This is a genomic window from Stenotrophomonas sp. YJH_SMC_94-11 (genome assembly GCF_059370435.1).
In genome coordinates this window covers 60,497-79,009 of record NZ_JCAFTR010000003.1, presented here as the reverse complement: position 1 = coordinate 79,009, position 18,513 = coordinate 60,497, and the positions used below count along the sequence as shown (strand labels likewise).

16 protein-coding genes are annotated in these 18,513 nt (G+C 68.6%); 5 read left to right on the top strand and 11 right to left on the bottom strand.

The genetic code is table 11. The annotated features are described in order from the left end of the window. The first annotated feature begins 13 nt into the window (after nucleotides 1–13). Complete coding sequence (locus AC5P74_RS07110) at nucleotides 14–868, top strand: DUF72 domain-containing protein (RefSeq protein WP_346607888.1); 855 nt, start codon at nucleotides 14–16, stop codon at nucleotides 866–868. On the opposite strand, the gene AC5P74_RS07105 is transcribed toward AC5P74_RS07110, so the two are convergent. Continuing rightward, nucleotides 789–1,403 (bottom strand): Pr6Pr family membrane protein, encoded by a 615-nt coding sequence (locus tag AC5P74_RS07105; RefSeq protein WP_070488875.1) that lies wholly within the window; start codon nucleotides 1,401–1,403, stop codon nucleotides 789–791. The two genes, AC5P74_RS07110 and AC5P74_RS07105, sit on opposite strands and share 80 nt — an antisense overlap. Nucleotides 1,404–1,482: 79 nt before the next feature. On the opposite strand from AC5P74_RS07105, the gene AC5P74_RS07100 reads away from it, so the two are divergent. Then, nucleotides 1,483–2,430 (top strand): DMT family transporter, encoded by a 948-nt coding sequence (locus tag AC5P74_RS07100; protein WP_012479593.1) that lies wholly within the window; start codon nucleotides 1,483–1,485, stop codon nucleotides 2,428–2,430. A gap of 30 nt (nucleotides 2,431–2,460) precedes the next feature. Here the strand turns inward: AC5P74_RS07100 and AC5P74_RS07095 are convergent, their stop codons facing one another. The 6 genes from AC5P74_RS07095 to AC5P74_RS07070 all read right to left on the bottom strand — a co-directional run bounded on the left by AC5P74_RS07095 (nucleotide 2,461) and on the right by AC5P74_RS07070 (nucleotide 12,061). Beyond that, nucleotides 2,461–3,621: an AAA family ATPase gene (locus AC5P74_RS07095; protein WP_346607884.1), complete on the bottom strand. Its 1,161-nt coding sequence runs from the start codon at nucleotides 3,619–3,621 to the stop codon at nucleotides 2,461–2,463. Nucleotides 3,622–3,738: 117 nt separating this feature from the next. Further along, a complete protein-coding gene (locus AC5P74_RS07090; RefSeq protein ID WP_053497048.1) occupies nucleotides 3,739–4,809 on the bottom strand; it encodes a sensor domain-containing diguanylate cyclase in 1,071 nt (356 codons plus the stop codon). Between the two features lie 133 nt (nucleotides 4,810–4,942). Further along, nucleotides 4,943–5,665 carry a pseudouridine synthase gene (locus AC5P74_RS07085; RefSeq protein WP_053497046.1) on the bottom strand — a complete coding sequence of 241 codons (723 nt, stop codon included), beginning with the start codon at nucleotides 5,663–5,665 and terminating at the stop codon, nucleotides 4,943–4,945. Between the two features lie 34 nt (nucleotides 5,666–5,699). Then, complete coding sequence (locus AC5P74_RS07080) at nucleotides 5,700–7,364, bottom strand: sensor domain-containing diguanylate cyclase (RefSeq protein ID WP_329841642.1); 1,665 nt, start codon at nucleotides 7,362–7,364, stop codon at nucleotides 5,700–5,702. Between the two features lie 108 nt (nucleotides 7,365–7,472). After that, nucleotides 7,473–9,896 (bottom strand): putative bifunctional diguanylate cyclase/phosphodiesterase, encoded by a 2,424-nt coding sequence (locus AC5P74_RS07075; RefSeq protein WP_346607883.1) that lies wholly within the window; start codon nucleotides 9,894–9,896, stop codon nucleotides 7,473–7,475. Between the two features lie 218 nt (nucleotides 9,897–10,114). Further along, the gene (locus AC5P74_RS07070) at nucleotides 10,115–12,061 is read right to left on the bottom strand and encodes a DEAD/DEAH box helicase (RefSeq protein WP_053497041.1); all 1,947 of its coding nucleotides are present in this window, start codon (nucleotides 12,059–12,061) and stop codon (nucleotides 10,115–10,117) included. A gap of 269 nt (nucleotides 12,062–12,330) precedes the next feature. Between AC5P74_RS07070 and AC5P74_RS07065 the strand changes: the two genes are divergently transcribed. Further along, nucleotides 12,331–12,552, top strand: a complete 222-nt coding sequence (locus AC5P74_RS07065) for an RNA-binding S4 domain-containing protein (RefSeq protein WP_014036469.1) — start codon at nucleotides 12,331–12,333, stop codon at nucleotides 12,550–12,552. 11 nt (nucleotides 12,553–12,563) lie between these two features. On the opposite strand, the gene ubiM is transcribed toward AC5P74_RS07065, so the two are convergent. The 4 genes from ubiM to AC5P74_RS07045 form a co-directional block, all read right to left on the bottom strand. Beyond that, nucleotides 12,564–13,742: a 5-demethoxyubiquinol-8 5-hydroxylase UbiM gene (ubiM, locus tag AC5P74_RS07060; RefSeq protein ID WP_346607882.1), complete on the bottom strand. Its 1,179-nt coding sequence runs from the start codon at nucleotides 13,740–13,742 to the stop codon at nucleotides 12,564–12,566. Between the two features lie 79 nt (nucleotides 13,743–13,821). Then, nucleotides 13,822–14,211 (bottom strand): MAPEG family protein, encoded by a 390-nt coding sequence (locus AC5P74_RS07055; RefSeq protein WP_053497038.1) that lies wholly within the window; start codon nucleotides 14,209–14,211, stop codon nucleotides 13,822–13,824. An 11-nt stretch (nucleotides 14,212–14,222) separates the two neighbouring features. Further along, on the bottom strand, nucleotides 14,223–14,768 hold the full coding sequence (locus tag AC5P74_RS07050) for a DUF4019 domain-containing protein (RefSeq protein ID WP_005415810.1): 546 nt from the start codon (nucleotides 14,766–14,768) through the stop codon (nucleotides 14,223–14,225). A 58-nt stretch (nucleotides 14,769–14,826) separates the two neighbouring features. Then, the gene (locus AC5P74_RS07045) at nucleotides 14,827–15,990 is read right to left on the bottom strand and encodes a COG3904 family protein (RefSeq protein ID WP_346607880.1); all 1,164 of its coding nucleotides are present in this window, start codon (nucleotides 15,988–15,990) and stop codon (nucleotides 14,827–14,829) included. A gap of 428 nt (nucleotides 15,991–16,418) precedes the next feature. Here AC5P74_RS07045 and AC5P74_RS07040 point away from each other — a divergent pair, with 428 nt between their 5' ends. Together AC5P74_RS07040 and AC5P74_RS07035 are read left to right on the top strand one after the other, a co-directional pair. Then, entirely contained in the window at nucleotides 16,419–17,897 is a 1,479-nt protein-coding gene (locus AC5P74_RS07040; protein WP_346608219.1) for a DNA-3-methyladenine glycosylase 2 family protein, read from the top strand. After that, entirely contained in the window at nucleotides 17,894–18,385 is a 492-nt protein-coding gene (locus AC5P74_RS07035) for a methylated-DNA--[protein]-cysteine S-methyltransferase (RefSeq protein ID WP_005415806.1), read from the top strand. Before AC5P74_RS07040 ends, AC5P74_RS07035 begins: the two co-directional genes overlap by 4 nt. The last annotated feature ends 128 nt before the right edge of the window (nucleotides 18,386–18,513 follow it).

Below are 18,513 nucleotides of genomic sequence, written 5' to 3'. Positions count from 1 at the left end.
CGCCGCCGGCCAGATGGCGATCCGCTGCGGTATTGGCGGCTGGGTGTTTCCCGAGTGGCGCGGCGGCATGTTCTATCCGGTGGGACTGCCGCAGCGCGAGGAACTGGCCCATGCCAGCCGCGCCCTGCGCTGCATCGAGATCAACGGCACCTTCTACCGCACGCCGACTGCGGCCCAGTGCGCGCAGTGGGCCGCGCAGACGCCGGAAGGCTTCCGTTTCTCGATGAAGGCGCCACGCTACCTGGTGCAGCGCCGCGACCTGGCCAGCACCGTGGAAGCAGCCACGCCATTCCTGCAGGCGGCACTTGCGCTCGGTGACCGGCTCGGCCCGCTGCTGTGGCAGTTCGATCCGCACCATCCGGCCGACGCCGATGCATTGGAAGCGCTGATGGCGCAGCTGCCGAAGCAGCTCGAGGGCCTGCCGTTGCAGCACGCTCTGGAAGTGCGCAACGCCGAAGCACATGGACCGGCACTGGTCGCCGCCGCGCGCCGCCACGGCGTGGCGCTGGTGATCGAGGACAGCGACGAGGGGCCATTGCATGGCGATGTCAGTGCGGGCTTCGTCTACGCGCGGATCAAGCGCAGCCAGGCCCGCTTGAACGAGGGCCTGCCTGCACCCGTGCAGCAGCGCTGGGCTGAACGCGCGCGACGCTGGTCACGCGGCGAGCCGGTGGACGACCTGCCCTGCCTGGCCGGGTCCGCCCCGGAAACCCCGCGCGAGGTCTACCTGCTGTGCATCGGTGCCGGCAAGGCCCGCAACCCGGCCGCAGCGATGGCCCTGCAGCGCCTCATCGACGGCGCCAGCGGTCCAGCCCCCACAGCAGGGTCCACCCCACCACGAACACGCCCGCAACGCGCAGCACGTTGAGCAGGAAGGCCGCCAGCCCCAGGCGTTGCAGTTCGAGGAATGGATACGGCGCCTGTCCGGTCATTGCAGCGACCAGCATCGCCCAGCCAAGGTAGACCAGCGGTACCAGCAGCACGCCGCCCAGCGCGCGCCAGCGCAGCGCCCCATGCGGCAGCAGCCACCACCACCCCAGCAGGTACAGCGCCGGCACAGCGTAGTGCAGGCCGGCATCGACCCACCATTGCAGCCCGGTGGGCTGCCACAGCCCCTGCAACGCCAGCATGTAGATGCACGCGGTCACCCCGATGCACAACGCGATCACCGCGGCGACAGTCGTGTCCAGCACACCCGCACGGATCAGCCTGACGCATCCCAGGCACACCGCCAGGTTGCTGAGAATCGTGAAGTAACCAACGAAGCGCAGTGTCGCCATGCCGACCCCGGCAGCCGCCCCGGGGCCGCGTAGCAGCAACAGGTATTGCAGCAGCAACGCGGTGGCGGCCACCAGTGCAGTCAGTGCTGCCCATGCACGCAGGGCGGAGCGGTTGGCAGCCATTGCAGGGTTCTCCTGAGGAGTTTCTGCGAGCATGCCACAGGCGTCGCCGGCGACCGTACGATTGCCTCACAATAGGCCGATGAGCACACCCGACACCCGCAAAGCGCTGTGGCAGATCCATTTCTGTGTCCTGCTGTGGGGCGTCACCGCCATCCTCGGCAAGCTGATCACCCTGCCCGCACTGCCGCTGGTGTGGTGGCGCATGCTGCTGGTGACGGCGATGCTGGCGCTGCTGCCGCGGGTCTGGCGCGGGTTGCGCACCCTGCCCCTGCGGCTGGTGGCAGGCTACGCCGGCATCGGCGCGCTGGTCGCCCTGCACTGGCTGACGTTCTACGGCGCGGTGAAGCTGGCCAATGCCTCGGTGGCTGCCACCTGCATCGCACTGGCGCCGGTGTTCACCTCGATCATCGAGCCGTGGGTGGCCAAGCGGCCGTTCCAGCTGCGTGAGCTGGCGTTCGGCCTGGCGGTGCTGCCGGGTGTTGCGCTGGTGGTCGGTGGCGTGCCCGATGGCATGCGCCTGGGTGTGTTGATCGGCGCGATCTCGGCGCTGCTGGTGGCGGTGTTCGGTTCGCTCAACAAGCGCATGGTCAGCCATGCCGATCCGCTCACGGTCACCGCGCTGGAGCTGGGTGCCGGCACCCTCACCCTGACCCTGCTGGCGCCGCTGATGCCCTATCTGCTGCCGGCGCTGGCCAGCCCGCTGTGGGTGGTCCCGAATCTGCACGACGGCATCCTGCTGCTGGTGCTGGCCGGGTTCTGCACGCTGCTGCCGTTCGCCCTGGCCCTGGTCGCGCTGCGCCACCTGAGCGCCTACACGGTGCAGCTGGTGACCAACCTGGAGCCGGTCTATGCGGTGGTACTGGCCGTGGTGCTGCTGCGCGAGCAACACGAAGTCACCCCGTGGTTCTACCTGGGCGTGGCGATCATCGTCGGCGCGGTGTTCCTGCATCCGCTGCTGAACCGCCGCAAGCCGGTACAGCATCCGGAAATCCTCGGTACCGCCGAAGCACGCAACATCGCCGATTGAGTGCATCCATGCATGGCGTGGATGGCCGCATCACCGCTGCGGCCAATGCCAGGCCGGCGCATCCAGCAGGCCCTGCCCGCTCAACAGCGTGCGGCCCTGTTCCTTGTACAGATGCAGCGAATGGCACCCTGGCGCCTGTTCCAACGCCGCGATCAGCCGGCTGGCGTGCGACACCACCCATACCTGGCTGCGCGCACTGGCTGCGATGATGAGCCGCGCCAGCGCCGGCAGCAGGTCCGGGTGCAGGCTGGTCTCCGGTTCGTTGAGCACCATCAGCGGCGGTGGGCGTGGCGTGTGCAGCGCTGCGGCCAGCAGCAGGAAGCGCAGCGTGCCGTCGGAAAGCTCGGCCATCGACAATGGCCGCAGCAACCCGGGTTGGTGGAAGCGCAGCGCCAGGCGTCCATCCAGCTCCTCGAAACCGACCGTGGCGCCCGGGAACGCGTCGTCGACGCTGCGTGCCAACGCAACCGGGTCACCGACCTCGAGGATGGTCACCCAGGCCGCCGCCAGGTCCCGGCCATCGTGATGCAGCACCGGCGTGCGCGTGGCCATCGCCGGTTGCCGCGCCGGGGCATCGCCATCGCTGCGAAAATGGTCGTAGAAGCGCCAGCAACGGATGTACTCACGCAGGGTGATCGTTTCGGGCATGCGCTGCGGATCGCCGACCTGGGTGAACAGGCTGTCGAACAGCGACAACCGGTCATCCACCAGATCCCAACCGCGCGCATGACGCTGCCGCACCATCGCCCCGCGACGATCGACCAGCAGGTTGGCGCTGCGCAGGAACGGCCCGGCCCAGATCGCCTCCGCCTTGATCTGCGGATCCAGCGCAAACGCCGAACGGCTGGGCGGCGGATAGCCCAGGTCGATGGCATAGCCCAATTCTTCGGTAGTGAAACCCAGCGTCAGCCCCACCGACGCCTGCCGGAGCCCGCCCTGCAGCGGAATCTCGCCGGCCGCAACCCTGCGATCGATGGATTCGGGACCTGCCCACAGCGCCGAACCAAGCCCACCTTCGCGGGCCAGCACCGCCGCGACTCCGCCCTGTGCGGTCTCCGCAAGCAGGCGCAGCGCGCGGTACAGGCTGGACTTGCCACTGCCATTGTCGCCGGTCACCACATTCAACCGCTGCAGCGGCAATACCAACCCGTGCAGCGAGCGATAGTGGGCGATGGCCAGGGTCTGCAGCATGGTCGGCGTCCGGGAAGACAAAGCGTCATGCTGCCCGCTCTTGATCGCAGGCGCTGCGACGCGATGTGAATCGGGAAGAGCATCCACGCATGACATGGATCTACCGGGCGGGGTACTTCAGCCCGCCACTTCCACCCGGTTGCGGCCATTGCCCTTGGCCCGGTACAGCGCCTTGTCGGCACGTGCCAGCGTGTCGTCCACGCTTTCACCGGGCTGGTGTTGGGCGATGCCGATACTGATCGTGACCGGGAAGCCCAGTGGCAGGTCGGCCACGGCCAGGCGCAGGAACTCGCACTGAAGTTCGGCGGTGCGCAGGTCGGTTGCGGGCATCACTGCCACGAACTCCTCGCCGCCGTAGCGCGCCGCCATGCCACGGCCGGCGAAGTGCGAACGCAGCAGTGCGCCCAGTTCGGCCAGCACGCGGTCGCCGGTAGCGTGGCCCTGGAAGTCGTTGATGTGCTTGAAGTGATCGATGTCCAGCAGCGCGACGCAGGCCTCAGCGGGCTGATCCCCGGTTACCGCCACCGCCTCGTCCAGCGCCGCTGCCATCGCGCGGCGGTTCGGCAGGCCGGTCAGCGCATCGGTGCGGCTCTGCTCGGCCAGGTCGGCGTTCTGCGCCAGCAGCACGTCGTGGTACTCCGACAGCAGGCGCTCGTAATCATCGCGTTCCAGCATGTGGTTCTGGATGTCGAGCGCGAAACGGCGCAATTCCATCACCAGCATCACCTGCCGCGACAGTGCGGCCAGCGCCTCGGCCTTGTCGCTGGCCAAGTGCTGCGGCTGTGCGTCGAACACGCACAGCGTACCCAGCGGCAAGCCGTCGGAGCTGATCAGCGGCGCGCCGGCATAGAAGCGGATGTGCGGATCGCCGACCACCACCGGATTGTCGTGGAAGCGCACATCCTGCAGCGCATCCTCGACCACCATGATCTGCTGCGGCTGCAGGATGGCGTGGCCACACATCGATTCGCTGCGCAGGTTTTCCGCCGCATCGATGCCCTGGATCGACTTGAACCATTGCCGTTCGACATCGATCAGGGTCACCGCCGCCATCGAGGTGCCGCAGACCGCCTTGGCGATCACCACCAGGTCGTCGAAGGATTTTTCACGCTCCGAATCGAGGATGCGGTAGCGATACAGCGCCTCGAGCCGAAGGGCTTCGTTGGCGGGCTTGTCGGGCTTGATCATGCAACGTCACGTTCCGGCAGGTCACCGCGAAGTCTAGCGGATGCCGGTGAGCAATCCGCATGGCGGTGGTGCCGACCGTTGGCCGGCATCCCGGATACATCGCGCGCCCATTGCAGCCGGCCAGCGGCCGGCACTACCAGTCCAGCTGCTTCGGCAGCAGGCCCTGCAGCTCCTGCTCGGTCAGGTTGCGCCACTGGCCCGGCTTCAGCGCACCCATCTTGATGTTGTCGATGCGCACGCGGCGCAGCTGGGTCACGCGATAGCCGAACTCGGCGGCCATCAGGCGGATCTGCCGGTTCAGGCCCTGCTGCAGGGTGATGCGGAAACCGAACTTGGCGATGCGCGAAGTCTTGCATGGCAGCGTCATCTGGTCGTGGATGCGAACACCACGCGCCATGCCGCGCAGGAACTCATCGGTGACCGGCTTGTTCACCGCCACCAGGTATTCCTTCTGGTGGCCGTTCTCGGCCCGCAGGATCTGATTGACGATGTCGCCGTTGCTGGTCATCAGGATCAGGCCTTCGGACTCCTTGTCGAGGCGGCCGATCGGGAAGATGCGCTGTTCATGCCCGACGAAGTCGACGATGTTGCCCTTGACCGACGTCTCGGTCGTGCAGGTGACGCCGACCGGCTTGTTCAGCGCGATGTAGACGTGGCGGCGGGCGCCGGGCTTGCGGGCCACGCGCGCGCGCAGCGGCTGGCCGTCCACCAGCACCTGGTCTTCCTCGCCCACCACCGCGCCGGTGCCGGCCGGATGGCCGTTGACGGTGACCCGGCGGGCGGCGATCAGGCGATCGGCTTCGCGGCGGGAGCAGAAGCCGGTGTCGGCGATGTGTTTGTTGAGTCGGGTGGTCATCGCCCTATTATCCGGCATCGCCGCCCGCCGCGCTTCATGCCAGGCCGGGTGGATCGAGTTCTTCGCCGTCGAACACCCGGTTGCGGCCGGCACGCTTGGCCACGTACATGGCATGGTCGGCCCGGCGCAGCAGCGCGGCGAGATCGTCCTCGCCCGGCCGCCACTGCGCCAGGCCGATGCTGGCGGTGACCTCCAGGCCGGGCACCTGCAGCGCCCGGGCCGCCTCCGTGATGCGTTGGCGCAGGCGATCCAGGCGCGCCGACGCCGCCTCGCGGGGCATGCCCGGCATCAGCAGCAGGAACTCTTCGCCGCCCATCCGCACTACCTGGTCCTGGCTGCGTACCGCGGCACGCAATGCACGCGCCACCGCCACCAGCACCAGGTCACCCACGGCGTGGCCATGGCGGTCATTGATGTCCTTGAACAGGTCGATATCGAGGAAGCCGATCACCAGCGGGCCACGCTCGCGGTCAACCCGCTCCAGGTGGCGGGCCAACTGCTGCAGGCCGGCACGGCGGTTGGGCAGGCCGGTCAGGCCATCGGTCTCGGCCAGCTGGCGCAGTTCATCGCGCTGCTGGCGCAGGCGGCCCAGCCGCTGGTTCAGTGCGTAGGCGGCCATCATCAGCAGCCAGGTCACCGCCAGCTGCAGGGCCTCCACGCGGTATTCCAGCAACCACGCCGCGCGGCAGGCGTCGGCCAGGATCAACACCAGCATCGGCGCCAGCGCCGCCAGCCCCGCCTGCGCCCAGCGGTCACCGCGCAGCCGTGCCCACACCCCGGCCATCAACGCCAGGCCACAGCCCAGCAGATAGGACACCTGCAGGCCCTGCGCCACCCAGGCCAGGCTGTCCCATGGCAGCCAGGGCACCAGTGCAGCCAACACCAGCAATCCCCAAAGCGCCACCAGCTGGAACGGACGCGAACGCGGCAACAGGCGATCACCGCCATTCAGCCGCCACAGCGCCGGCAGCACCAAGGCCTGCGTGGCCGCAGTCAACACCAGCAGCCACCAGGCACCGCGCTCGCCCACCGGCAACCAGGGTTCCGGATAGCCGCTGAGGCCACCGAGGATGGCCTGCCAAAGCACCAGCACGGTGGTACCGGCGATGTAGGCCAGGAAACTGCGGTCGCGGGTGGTGAGGAAGGCCATCAGTGCCGACAACGCCAGTGCGATCGCCACGGCGATGCAGGCCGCGCGCACCAGCAGGCGGGCGGTATCGTTCTGCTGCACGGGACTGGGCGCGCCCAGCCGAAGGGTGGGTACCCAACGCGCCTTCAACGGCGTCTGCCACGACACCAGGAATGGATCGTGACTGCCCGCTGGCGGCACCGCCACCAGCCCGATGCCTGCGCGGAAGCGTGAGTCTCGGGTACGGGCATCGTGCATGTTGCCGCAGATCTCGCGATCGCCATACTGCACGCGGACTTCGCCAGCGAACACATTGAACACGTCCAGGGCCTGCGGTTGCCCCGACCAGCCGCCCGGCGGCGCAGGCACCTGCACCTGCTGCCGGTGACCGGCCAGCATGTCCGGCGTGCATGCGCGATGTGGAGTGGGTTCATCGGTGGCTGCGCCGACCAGCAGGTAATCGCGGCCGGCTTCGACGGCAGCGGCCCACAGTGGCCACGGCGTCGCCAACCACACCAGCAGCACGACCAGCACCGCCCCTGTTCCGTACTGCCACTGCCTGCCGCCCACGCCACGTCCTGTTCCTGCATACGCCCGCGCCCACTGCGCGTCGCCCCTGGCAGGCATTATCGCAGCCGCGGCTGCAACGCATGTGTAGACCAAAGTCGCCGACGGCGTTCAACCTGCGGCAGGCGGGCCCTGCACCGCCACCAGGCGCACCGGCCGCAGGTCGGCCAGGGTCATCCGTTCCAGTGGCTGCGGTCGCTCGACCGCATAGCCCTGCAGGCCCTGCACCCCAAGCCGGGTCAGCGCGGCGGCGACTTCGGCGGTCTCTACCCATTCGGCCACCACCTCCATCTGCAGCTCGCGCCCCAGTTCACTGATCGCGCGCACGGTGGCGTGGCTGACCGGATCGGTATCCATGTCGCGCACGAAGGCCCCGTCGATCTTCAGGATGTCGGCCGGCAGCTGGCGCAGGTAGCCGAACGAGGACAGCCCGGAGCCGAAATCGTCCAGCGCCATCCGGCAGCCGCGCGCCTTCACCGCATCGATGAACGCGCGCGCCTGGCTGAGGTTGCTGATCGCTGCGGTCTCGGTGATCTCGAAGCACAGCTTGGAGGCCAGCGCGCGATTGCGCTCCAGCAGGTCGCAGACGAAGGCGAGGAAGCCGGGTTCGGCGATCGACTGCGCCGACACGTTGACGTTGCACAGTCCCAGCTGCCGCACATGCGCCGGGCACACCTGCAGGTGCCGGAACAGCAGGCCGAGCACGTGCCGGTCCAGCGCCACGGCCATGCCATAGCGCTCCACCGCCGGCATGAACTGGCCCGGCAGGTGCAGGCTGCCATCGCTGCCGCGCATGCGTACCAGCACCTCGTAGTGCAGGTAGGTGGGATCGCCGACGCGGGCGATGCGCTGCGCATACAGCACCATGCGGTTCTCGGCCATGGCCAGGCTGACGCCCTGCAGCCGCTCGGCTTCCCGGCGCCGTTCCTCCAACGCCATGCGGTTCTCGTTGAAGCAGTGCACGCGGTTGCGCCCGGCCTGCTTGGCCGCATAGCAGGCACTGTCGGCGGCGCTCATCAACCAGTTCACATCCGGTGCATCGGCGCTGACCTCGACCACGCCGATGCTGCAGCTCAACTGCGGGCTGCCCTCGCTCACCGGGAACGTCGCCTGCCCCAGATTGCGGATCACCCGCTGCAGCACGCGCTTGGCCTCGTCCTGCCCGGCATGGGCGAGGAACACCGCGAACTCGTCCGCACCCAGCCGGCCCACCCAGTCACCATCGCGCACCGCCGCCACCAGGTAATCGGCGAAGCTGCGCAGCATCTGGTCGCCGGCGGCATGGCCGAAGCTGTCATTGACCAGCTTGAAATGGTCCAGGTTGATGTAGCACAGCGCGTGCGTACCACCTTCGCTGCGCACCTGCATCAGCGCGCGTTCGAGCAGGCGTTCGATCTCGCGCCGGTTGATCAGGCCGGTCAGCGGGTCATGGCTGGCGTGGTGTTCGATCTCGCGCGCCAGTGCATGGTTCTGGCTGACGTCTTCGATGATCGCGAACACCGACAGGCCACCGCCGGCGCTGCGCACACCGGTGCCGCTCCAGCGGCCCCAGACCAGGCTGCCATCACGACGGCGGAAGCGCAGTTCGCTCGGCCGCAGCTGGCGGTCCCAATCGATGCGCCCCACCCCATCAATGACCAGCTCGCCGTCCATCAGCAGGTCAGCCAGCGACAGCTGCAGCAGCATGTCACGACGATGGTCGAGGATGTCGGCCATCGCCTGGTTGGCCTCGATCACCTTGCCTTCGGTATCGAGCTTGAGCATGCCGACGTTGGCCTGGTAGAACGCTGCGCGGAAGCGGCTCTCGTGTTCGGTCAGGTCCTTGCCGACGCGGCGCGCCAGGGCCACCGCCATCAGGCTGATCGCCAGCACCGACAGGCCCGCGACCATCAACGTGGCCAGCCTCACCAGCGTCGCCATCCGCAGCAGCGCCTGCGAGAACGCCTGGCTCTGCACCTTCATCCGCTGGTCCAGGTCGCGCAGCTGCTGCAGGTAGTGGTCACGCGTGGCTGCCAGTACGGGGCCACCCTCGTGCCGCCGCTGCAACTCATCGACCAGGCGCTGCAGCGCCATCAGGTCCCCGTCGGTCTGCCGCCATAACGCGGTCGCTTCGCGGAAGGCACCGATATCCCGCGCGTAGCGGAACGAAAACACCAGGCGCGGAATGTCGGCGTGCGCGTTGCCCCCCTGCAGGAAGCCCTGCCGGGCCTTCTCTTCGTCAGGCTCCGCCTGTTCCAGCGCCAACCGCGCCTGCAGATCGCCCAACGGCACCTGCAGGGCCTGGCGTGCATCGTCCAGGTCCTGGGCATCACCGCGCGCCAGGTAGCGACTGAGCGCGGCGGTCGCATCCTGCTGACCGCGCGACCAGTATCCCTGGCCGGCGATCCAGGCGGTGGAGGCCGCCTGCAGTTCCTGGATCAACGCCGACAGTGCGACCAGTCCGATCGCCATGCCGGTCAACAACGCAAAACGCAGTCCCAGCCCCCGGGTCATCGGCACCCGCCGGCTCTGTTGGTCCGTGCCACTCCTACCCATCCCGGATCCCCCCGAATGTGCTGCGGTGACAACCTCCTTTGGAACCGGGCCAGCCTATGACCGGCAATGTGTTGACCATGCGAAAAAGGGGACGGAGGGGATTAAGTCGTTTTCGGCATAAGCGCATGGCCTGCCAAATACGACTTAATCCCCTCCGTCCCCTTTTCCTGTGCGCCAGCCCGGGGGCTGGCGTTGTTCTTGACGGCTGCGGGTGCGGCTTAGAAGCTGCGCGGGCCGCGCGGCTTGAAGCCATCACGACGCGGCGGGCGGCTGTCGCGGTCACCGCCGCGGTCGCCCCCATGGCCACCCGGACCACCCGGGCCGCCACGACGCGGGCCACCCGGGCCGCCCGGACCACGCTTGTCGAAGCGCGGCTTGAACGGACGCGGGGCCGGATTGATCTCTTCACCGGCCGCCAGCGGACGCATCTGCAACTGCTGGCCGGACACCCACACCTTCTGCAGGTGCGACAGCACGTCCGGCGGCATCTGTGCCGGCAGGTCCAGCAGCGAGAAGTCGTCGTGGATGTCGATGCGGCCGATGAAGCGGCTTTCCAGGCCGGCTTCGTTGGCGATGGCGCCGACGATGTTGGCCGGCTTCACGCCGTGCTGGTGGCCCACCGAAATGCGGTAGGTCTCCATGCCCTGCTCCGGCGCACCACGCGGCGGAACCTCGCGGCGCGGACGCGGCTCGAAACCACCTTCGGCGTCGTCGCGACGCGGGCCACGCTCGAAGCGCGGCCCCCGCTCGTTGCGGTCGAAGCGATCGCCACGCTCCGGGCGGTCGCCACGGTCGAAGCGCTCGCGCGGCGCGCGCTCTTCACGCGGGGCACGCACCGGCGGCTGCAGCAGGAACGGGGTATCGCCCTGCAGCATCCTGGCCAGCGCGGCGGCGATCTCGATGGCCGGCACGTTCTGCTCGTTCTCGAAGCGCTCCAGCAGCTGGCGGTAGAAGTCCAGGCCGCCGGCGCCGAGGGTTTCGCTGATGCGCGAGGTGAACTTGTTGATGCGGGTGTCGTTGACCGCTTCCACGCTCGGCAGCTGCATCTCTTCGATCGGCTGGCGGGTGGCGCGCTCGATCTGGCGCAACATGCCCTTCTCGCGCGGGGTGGCGAACAGGATCGCCTCGCCGCTGCGGCCGGCACGGCCGGTACGGCCGATGCGGTGCACGTAGCTTTCGGTGTCGTACGGGATGTCGTAGTTCAGCACGTGGCTGATGCGCTCCACGTCCAGGCCGCGGGCGGCCACGTCGGTGGCGACCAGGATGTCCAGCTTGCCTTCCTTCAGCATGGCGATGGTGCGCTCGCGCTGGGCCTGCTGCATGTCACCGTTGATGGCGGCAGCGGCCAGGCCACGCGCCTGCAGCTTGCTGGCCAGTTCTTCGGTGCCGGCCTTGGTGCGCGCGAAGATGATCATCGCGTCGAACGGCTCGACTTCCAGGATGCGGGTCAGCGCGTCCAGCTTGTGCATGCCGCTCACCCACCAGTAGCGCTGGCGGATGTTGGCCGAGGTGGTGGTCTTGGCCGCGATGGTCACTTCCACCGGGTCCTGCAGGTAGGTCTGCGCGATGCGGCGGATCTGCGGCGGCATGGTGGCCGAGAACAGGGCCACCTGGCGCTGCTCCGGCAGCTTCTTCAGCACCGCTTCGACATCGTCGATGAAGCCCATGCGCAGCATTTCATCGGCTTCGTCCAGCACCAGGGTCTTCAGCTCGGACAGGTCCAGGGTGCTGCGGTCCAGGTGATCGATCACGCGGCCGGGGGTACCGACCACGATATGCACGCCACGGCGCAGCGCCGACAGCTGCTGGCCGTAGGGCTGGCCGCCGTACACCGGCAGCACGCGGAAGCCCGGGATCTTCGACGAATAGGACTGGAACGCCTCGGCAACCTGGATGGCCAGTTCGCGGGTCGGCGCCAGGATCAGGGCCTGGGGCTTGATCTGCTGCAGGTCGATGTTGGACAGTACCGGCAGTGCGAACGCAGCGGTCTTGCCGGTACCGGTCTGGGCCTGGCCCAGCACGTCGCGGCCTTCCAGCATCGCCGGGATGGTAGCGGCCTGGATCGGCGACGGGGTTTCGTAGCCGATGGCGGTGACCGCCTGCATCACGGGCTCGGACAGGCCGAGCTGCGCGAACTGCAGCGGCGCTTGGGAATCTTGGGACATGGGGAACTCCGAAGGCACTGCCGTCTTCCTGGCAGTGCGATAAAAAGGGTGATGGTCCGCGCTTTGGGCGCCCTTCTTATCGCGTGCCCTGGCGCTGCTCGGTCGGAGGAGATTTCACTCGCTCAGAGCGGAATGATACCGCATTGATCCTGAACGAGGCGTACAGCTTTCCATGCGCGTGCCGTCATGCCCCGTGCTGGCGCACAATACGCGCCCTTCTTTCCGGCCCGGCCGCTGGCCTGCGCCCTCTTTCCAGGACCCCTCGCTCCATGCAGATTCTCGAATTCGACCTCGACGGCGACTACGTCGAACTCAAGCAGCTGTTGAAGCTGGCCGACCTGGTCACCAGCGGCGGCGAGGCCAAGATGGTCATCAGCGAGGGCCAGGTGCGGGTCGATGGTGAGGTCGAACTGCGCAAGGCCTGCAAGATCCGCGCAGGCCAGGTGGTCGAGTTCGCCGACAGCCAGATCCGCGTGCTGGCCGCTGGCTGATCCGAGAGTGTTCAGGCCACGCGCTGGGTCAGGTGCGAGGCAATCAGCTGCCTGAACGGTGCCACGCCCTGCGCCACGCGCAGGCCCGCGGCCCGCAGCAGGCGTGCCGGGCGGCGATCGTCGGTGTACAGGCTGGCGATCGTATTGGTGGCCTCGTACAGCGGCCGCGACGCCAGTCGATGACCGCGCTGGTAGCTGGCCAGCATGCCGGCGGCGGCAATGTCGGCACCGCGCCGCTGCTGCGCGACGATGCCCTGTGCCAGCCGCTGTGCGCCGGCCAGTCCCAGATTGAAGCCGTGCGCGGTGACCGGGTGCATGCCCACCGCGGCATCGCCGATCAGCGCGGAACGCTCGCCGACGAAACGGTGCGCGTACACCCCCACCAGCGGATACGCCTGCGCTGTGGCCACCGGCTGCATGCGGCCCAGGCGATGCTCGAAGCAGGCACTGATGGCCTCGCCGAAAGCCACCTCGTCCATCGCCAGCAGTTCTTCGATCTGCCGCGGCGGCAGCGTGATCACCGCCGATGCCTGGCCCTCGTTGAGCGGCAGCAGCGCCATGGTGCGGCCGTAGCCGAACCACTCCCAGGCCGTATGGTGATGGTCGCGCTCGACCTGCATGCGGCATACCAGCATCGACTTGCCGAAGTCGCGCATCTGCGCACCGATGCCAAGCATGCGGCGCGTGGCGGAGAAGCGGCTGTCAGCCGCGACCAGCAGGCGCGCGTGCAGTTGACTGCCGTCATCGAGTCTGACCACGTGGCCCTGCGCATCGGCCTGCACGCCCAGCACCTTGCGCCCGTCGAACAGCTCCAGCCCATCCTGGCCCTGCACGGCATCCCATGCAGCACGGCGGATCAGGTGGTTGGGCACCAGCCAGCCCAGCGGCTGGCCATCAGCCTGACTGCTGGCGAAGGTCAACGCGAACGGCGAGCCGCCGTTCATCACCCTGGCATCGCGCAGCTCGGCGACTTCGGCCTGCGGCAGGCGCTGCCACAGCCCCAGTTGCTCCATGCTCTGCCGCGAGGCATGGGTCAGCGCGATCTCGCGGCCATCGAAGGCGGCTTCGGCCAAAGCCTGGCGCGGCTGCACTTCGACCAGCCCGACCTGCAGGCCACTGCCGGCCAGCGCACGCGCGAAGCACAGGCCCGCCGGTCCGGCGCCGACCACCACCACGTCCATCCTGCGCATGCGCGCCTCCTGCCGTTGATTCAGTCCGGGCCAGCATAGCGCCGCGCGCATGACTGGCCTTGATCTGGATCAGGCCCGGCTACAGCAGTGCGAACACCAGCGCCAGGATCGACAGCAGCGATACGAGCCAGACCAGGCTGCGCACGTAGGGCACGCCTGCGGCATACAGCGGCAGGTAGACCACACGCGCCCAGAAGTAGGCCTGCGCAGCCAGCGCTGTGGTGTCGTTGCTGCGCCCGGCCACGACCACTGCGATCGCGACGGCGGCGAAGAACGGGAACGTTTCCAGGAAGTTGGCCTGCGCACGCTGCAGGCGACCGGCCAGCGCGCTGAGCGGCTTTGCATCGCCATCGCGTGCCGAGGCATTCCACTTCATCCCGCGCTCGCGGGTGACCACGGTGGAGGTGGCGAAGATGTAGACGAAGCCCAGCAGCACCGACCAGGCCAGCATTGTCAGCTCAGTTGCCATCGTTCATCTCCTCAGGGTGCCGACGCGCGCAGGCTGTAACCGGCCAGGCGCCAGACCTGGTCTTCGTCGAAGCGGAACGAGACCAGCTCGCGCACCGGCTGTGCGCTGTTGGCGAAACGGGTCGGGAAGCTGACGTTGATGTACAACCCTTCCGGCACTGCGGCGCCGGGGCTGTACTTGACCCGGGTGATGGTCGGCTGGCCACGCCCGGCCAGCGCACCCAGGCGCGTGCGCTCGGCGGCCAACTGGCTGACGAAGGTGGCTTTCGGCACCGCACGGCGCGCGACGGCCGAAGCGCCATCCCACAATTCGCCGGCGCGGTTGGCATCGACCAGCTGCGCCGCCTTCAACGCAGCCGCGCCCATTTCCGCGTCCTGCTTCTGCACCTGGGCCTGCTGCGCAGCGGTCAACGCCGGGGCACCGGCAGTGGCGGGCTTCGCGGCCGCCGGCGATGCCGGGGCCGGGCGTGCCGGAGCCGGTGCAGGCGTGGCCGGCGCAGGTGCCTGCGCCAACGCAGTCAGGGGCAGCAGGGACAGCAGCAGGAGCACGCGCTTCATGGACACCGCCGGTTTTCTGGAGAGAACCGCAGTCTACGCCAGCGCGGTGACTATGCTGTCAGCGTGCCGGGGCGTCGCCCGCCACCGCTGCCGCATCAGCCTGCGCGGCGGGCGCGGCGGCGTTCACTGGCGCCTGTTCGGCCACCGGCGGGGGCTCCGGCGGCGCTGGTGGCAGCGTCGCCACATCGATCTCCGACAGCGGGCTTTCGTCGGGACAGACCGCGTCCGGGAAGCCGAAGCGCTGCTTCAACGCCTGGCCACAACTGTTGATCGACTCCATGTCGGCGCCTTCGCGCTTGCACTGCTGGTCGAAGGCGACCAGGAAGGCGTCCTTGCGCTGCACGAAATCGTCGCCGCAGGCACGCATCTGCTTGATCCGTTCCAGATCGTCCTGCACCGCATTGGTGCCATCCAGGCCGTACTGGCGCAGTTCGTCCGGGGTCAGCAGGCGCAGGCTGCGGTTGGGCACGGTCATCATCAGATCCGCCACACCGACCGCCACGCCGTTGCGCTGCAGGTAGTCCTTCACGTTGTCGTAGACCTCGTGCAGCTCGCGGTTGAGCTCGGCGCGCGAGGTGGCCTTGGAGCTGATGCGCATCATGCGGTGGATGCCGACCTTGCCCGACAGCAGGCGGTTGTCGCCGGCGGCCAGCACGAACACGCAGGCGCTGTGGCAGATCGAGCCTTCGCGCACCCAGATGGTCCAGCCCGATTCACCGATGCTGTCACCGGCCACGATCGCCGACTCCACCTGCCCGCCGCTGGAATCCAGGTCAAGGATGCGCTTGTGGATCTTCTGCTGGTCGGCCACCACCGCCAGACGCCACATCATCTCGGCGAAGCCCGGATTGATCTTGCCGGCGTAGCGCACGCGCATCAGGCCACGCTCGGCGCACGGGGCCAAGGCCTGGGTGATCTGCTCGCGCTGCAGGCCTTCCAGCTCGACACCGTCGCCAGCGTCGCCGGCGTACTCGGTGCTGCAACTGATCCAGGCGCGTCCATTCTCCAGCTGCGCCTGCGGCCACGGCCGGTCCGCCTGGCTGCGCGGCGGTGCCGGCGGCGGCGGTGCGTCAGCCGCATTGATCGACACCATGTTCTCGCCATCGCTGGACGGCGCCCGCGCGGCCTTGTCGGCGGCAGTCACATTGCCCGGATTCTCCAGCTGGCTGCAGCCCGCCAGGGCCAGGCACAACAGGGGCAACCAGCGGAGTTTGGCGGACATCGGGCAACCGGTCTTCACGTGAGCAAGAGCCACAGTCTACCCGTCCAGGCCGCGCATTCAGTGCGTGGTGATGAACCCCTTCTGACCCTTGGGAAAGCGTGTCGACCAAGGTCGACACCTACCAGAGCGGGATGCCCTTCCGACAGATCGCAGGAACCTGTCGAAGCCGGGGTGGGTCCGGTTGCGGGAGTGTCCGCGGCATGGATGCCGCGGCCAAGCCCCCAAGGACGGGTTTACGGCGTCTCCCGCAACCGGGCCCACCCCGCCTCCCCACAGAAAACCAGCTTCTGCCGTTGCCGTTGCCGTTGCCGTTGCCGGCCAGCGGCCGGCACTACCGCGGGTGCCGGGCGCAGCCCAGCCTGACCCCCTTCAGCATCCATGTCCGAATGTGGCGAGTATCGCCGCCCGCGCGGGCCTAGACTGGCGCCATGGACTCCCCTCTCGCCCTCGACACCGCCGCCTGCGACCGCGCCCGCCTGGCCCGCGACGCACGCTTCGACGGCGTGTTCTTCACCGCCGTGCGCAGCACCGGCATCTATTGCCGCCCGGTGTGCCCGGCACCGCCGCCGAAGCCGCGCAACATCACCTACTTCCCCACCGCCGCGGCCGCCGCGGCCGCCGGGTACCGCCCCTGCCTGCGCTGCCGCCCGGAATTGGCACCGCAGGCCCAGCAGGCCCTGGCCGGACAGACCGTGCAGCGCGCACTGGCGCTGATCCACGGCGGCTTCCTGCAGGAGCAGCCGGTGGCCGATCTTGCAACGAAGCTCGGCCTCAGCGCGCGCCAACTGCAGCGCCTGTTCGTCGAACATCTCGGCGCAACGCCCGGGCAGATCCACGCAACCCATCGCCTGTTGCTGGCCAAACAGTTGCTGACCGAAACCACGCTGGCGGTGACCGACGTCGCGCTGGCTGCCGGCTACAACAGCCTGCGCAGCTTCAATACCGCGTTCCTGCAGGGCTGTGGGATGGCGCCGACCACCCTGCGTCGCCAGCATCAACCGTTGGCTGCAGATGATGGCGGCCTGGTGCTGCGCCTGGGCTACCGTCCACCACTGGACTTCCCACGCATGCTGGCCTTCCTGCGCAAACGCAGCCTGCCCGGCATCGAACTGATCGGTGACGACAGCTACCAGCGCGTATTGGGCACGCCGGAGCGCCCCACCCTGCTGCGCGTCACCGCCGATTCGAAGCGCCCGGAACTTCGCCTGCAATTGGGCGCGGTGGATCCGCGCTTGATCCCTGACATCGTGCGCCGCGTGCGTCGCGTGTTCGATCTGGATGCCGACCTGCAGCAGGTGCATGCCGCGCTGGGCGAAGAACCGCTGCTCGCGCGTGGCATCGCCGAACGCCCCGGACTGCGCGTACCCGGCGGCTGGGATGGTTTCGAGGTGGGCGTACGCGCGGTGCTCGGGCAGCAGGTCAGCGTGGCCGCGGCCACCACCTTCGCGCGGCGCCTGGTCGACGCCTATGGCGCGCACCTGCCGGGCATGCCATCCGACTTCGATCGCCAGTTTCCAGCGCCCGAGGTACTGGCCGAGGCACCATTGGAGTCAATCGGCCTGCCGCGCAGCCGCGCCGCCACCGTGCGCGCCCTGGCCGCCGCCTGTGCCAGTGGCCAGCTCGACTTCGGTCCCGGCCAGGCGCTGGAAGAATTCGTTGCGCGCTGTGTTGCACTGCCCGGCATCGGCCCGTGGACCGCGCAGTACATTGCCCTGCGCGGACTTGGCCAGCCCGATGCCTTCCCCGCCGGTGACCTTGTGCTGCAGCAGGTGCTCGGCCACGCGCAGGGCCAGCGCCTGAGCGAACGCGCAACCGAAGCGCGCTCGCAACCGTGGCGGCCGTGGCGCGCCTACGCGGTGCTGCACCTGTGGCACCTGTCCGGCACGTTCGTTGGAGAACCGACATGACCCTGTTGTTCGATCGTTTCGACAGCCCGATCGGCGTGTTGACCATCGCCGGTGACGAGCGTGGTCTTGCGCACGTGCTGTTTCCGGAGAACCGTCACCCCGCACGCGGGCGCGACGGCTGGCATTACGCACCGGACGCACTGCCGGAGGCACGCGAACAGCTGCTGCAGTTCCTGCACGGTGAACGCAGCCGGTTCGACCTGCAGCTGGCACCACGCGGCACGCCGTTCCAGCTGCGCGTGTGGCAGGCGCTGGCGTTGATTCCGTTCGGCCAGACCTGGAGCTATCTGCAGTTGGCGCAGCACCTGGGCCAACCCAGCGCGACCCGCGCGGTGGGCGCGGCCAATGGCCGCAATCCATTGCCGATCATCCTGCCCTGCCACCGCGTGATCGGCAGCAACGGTGCACTGACCGGCTTCGGTGGCGGCCTGGAAACCAAGGCCGCGCTGCTGCGGCTGGAACAGCGCCAGGCCCCGCTGTTCGCCTGAGAGGGCCGGCCGGGCTGCGCCCGGCACCCGCAGAGGCAACGGCAAGGTCAAGAGCCAATACAGCTCCGATTTTCTACGCGTTGGGTGGGGCGGTATGGGTGGGCAGGACACGCCGTAAACCCATCCAT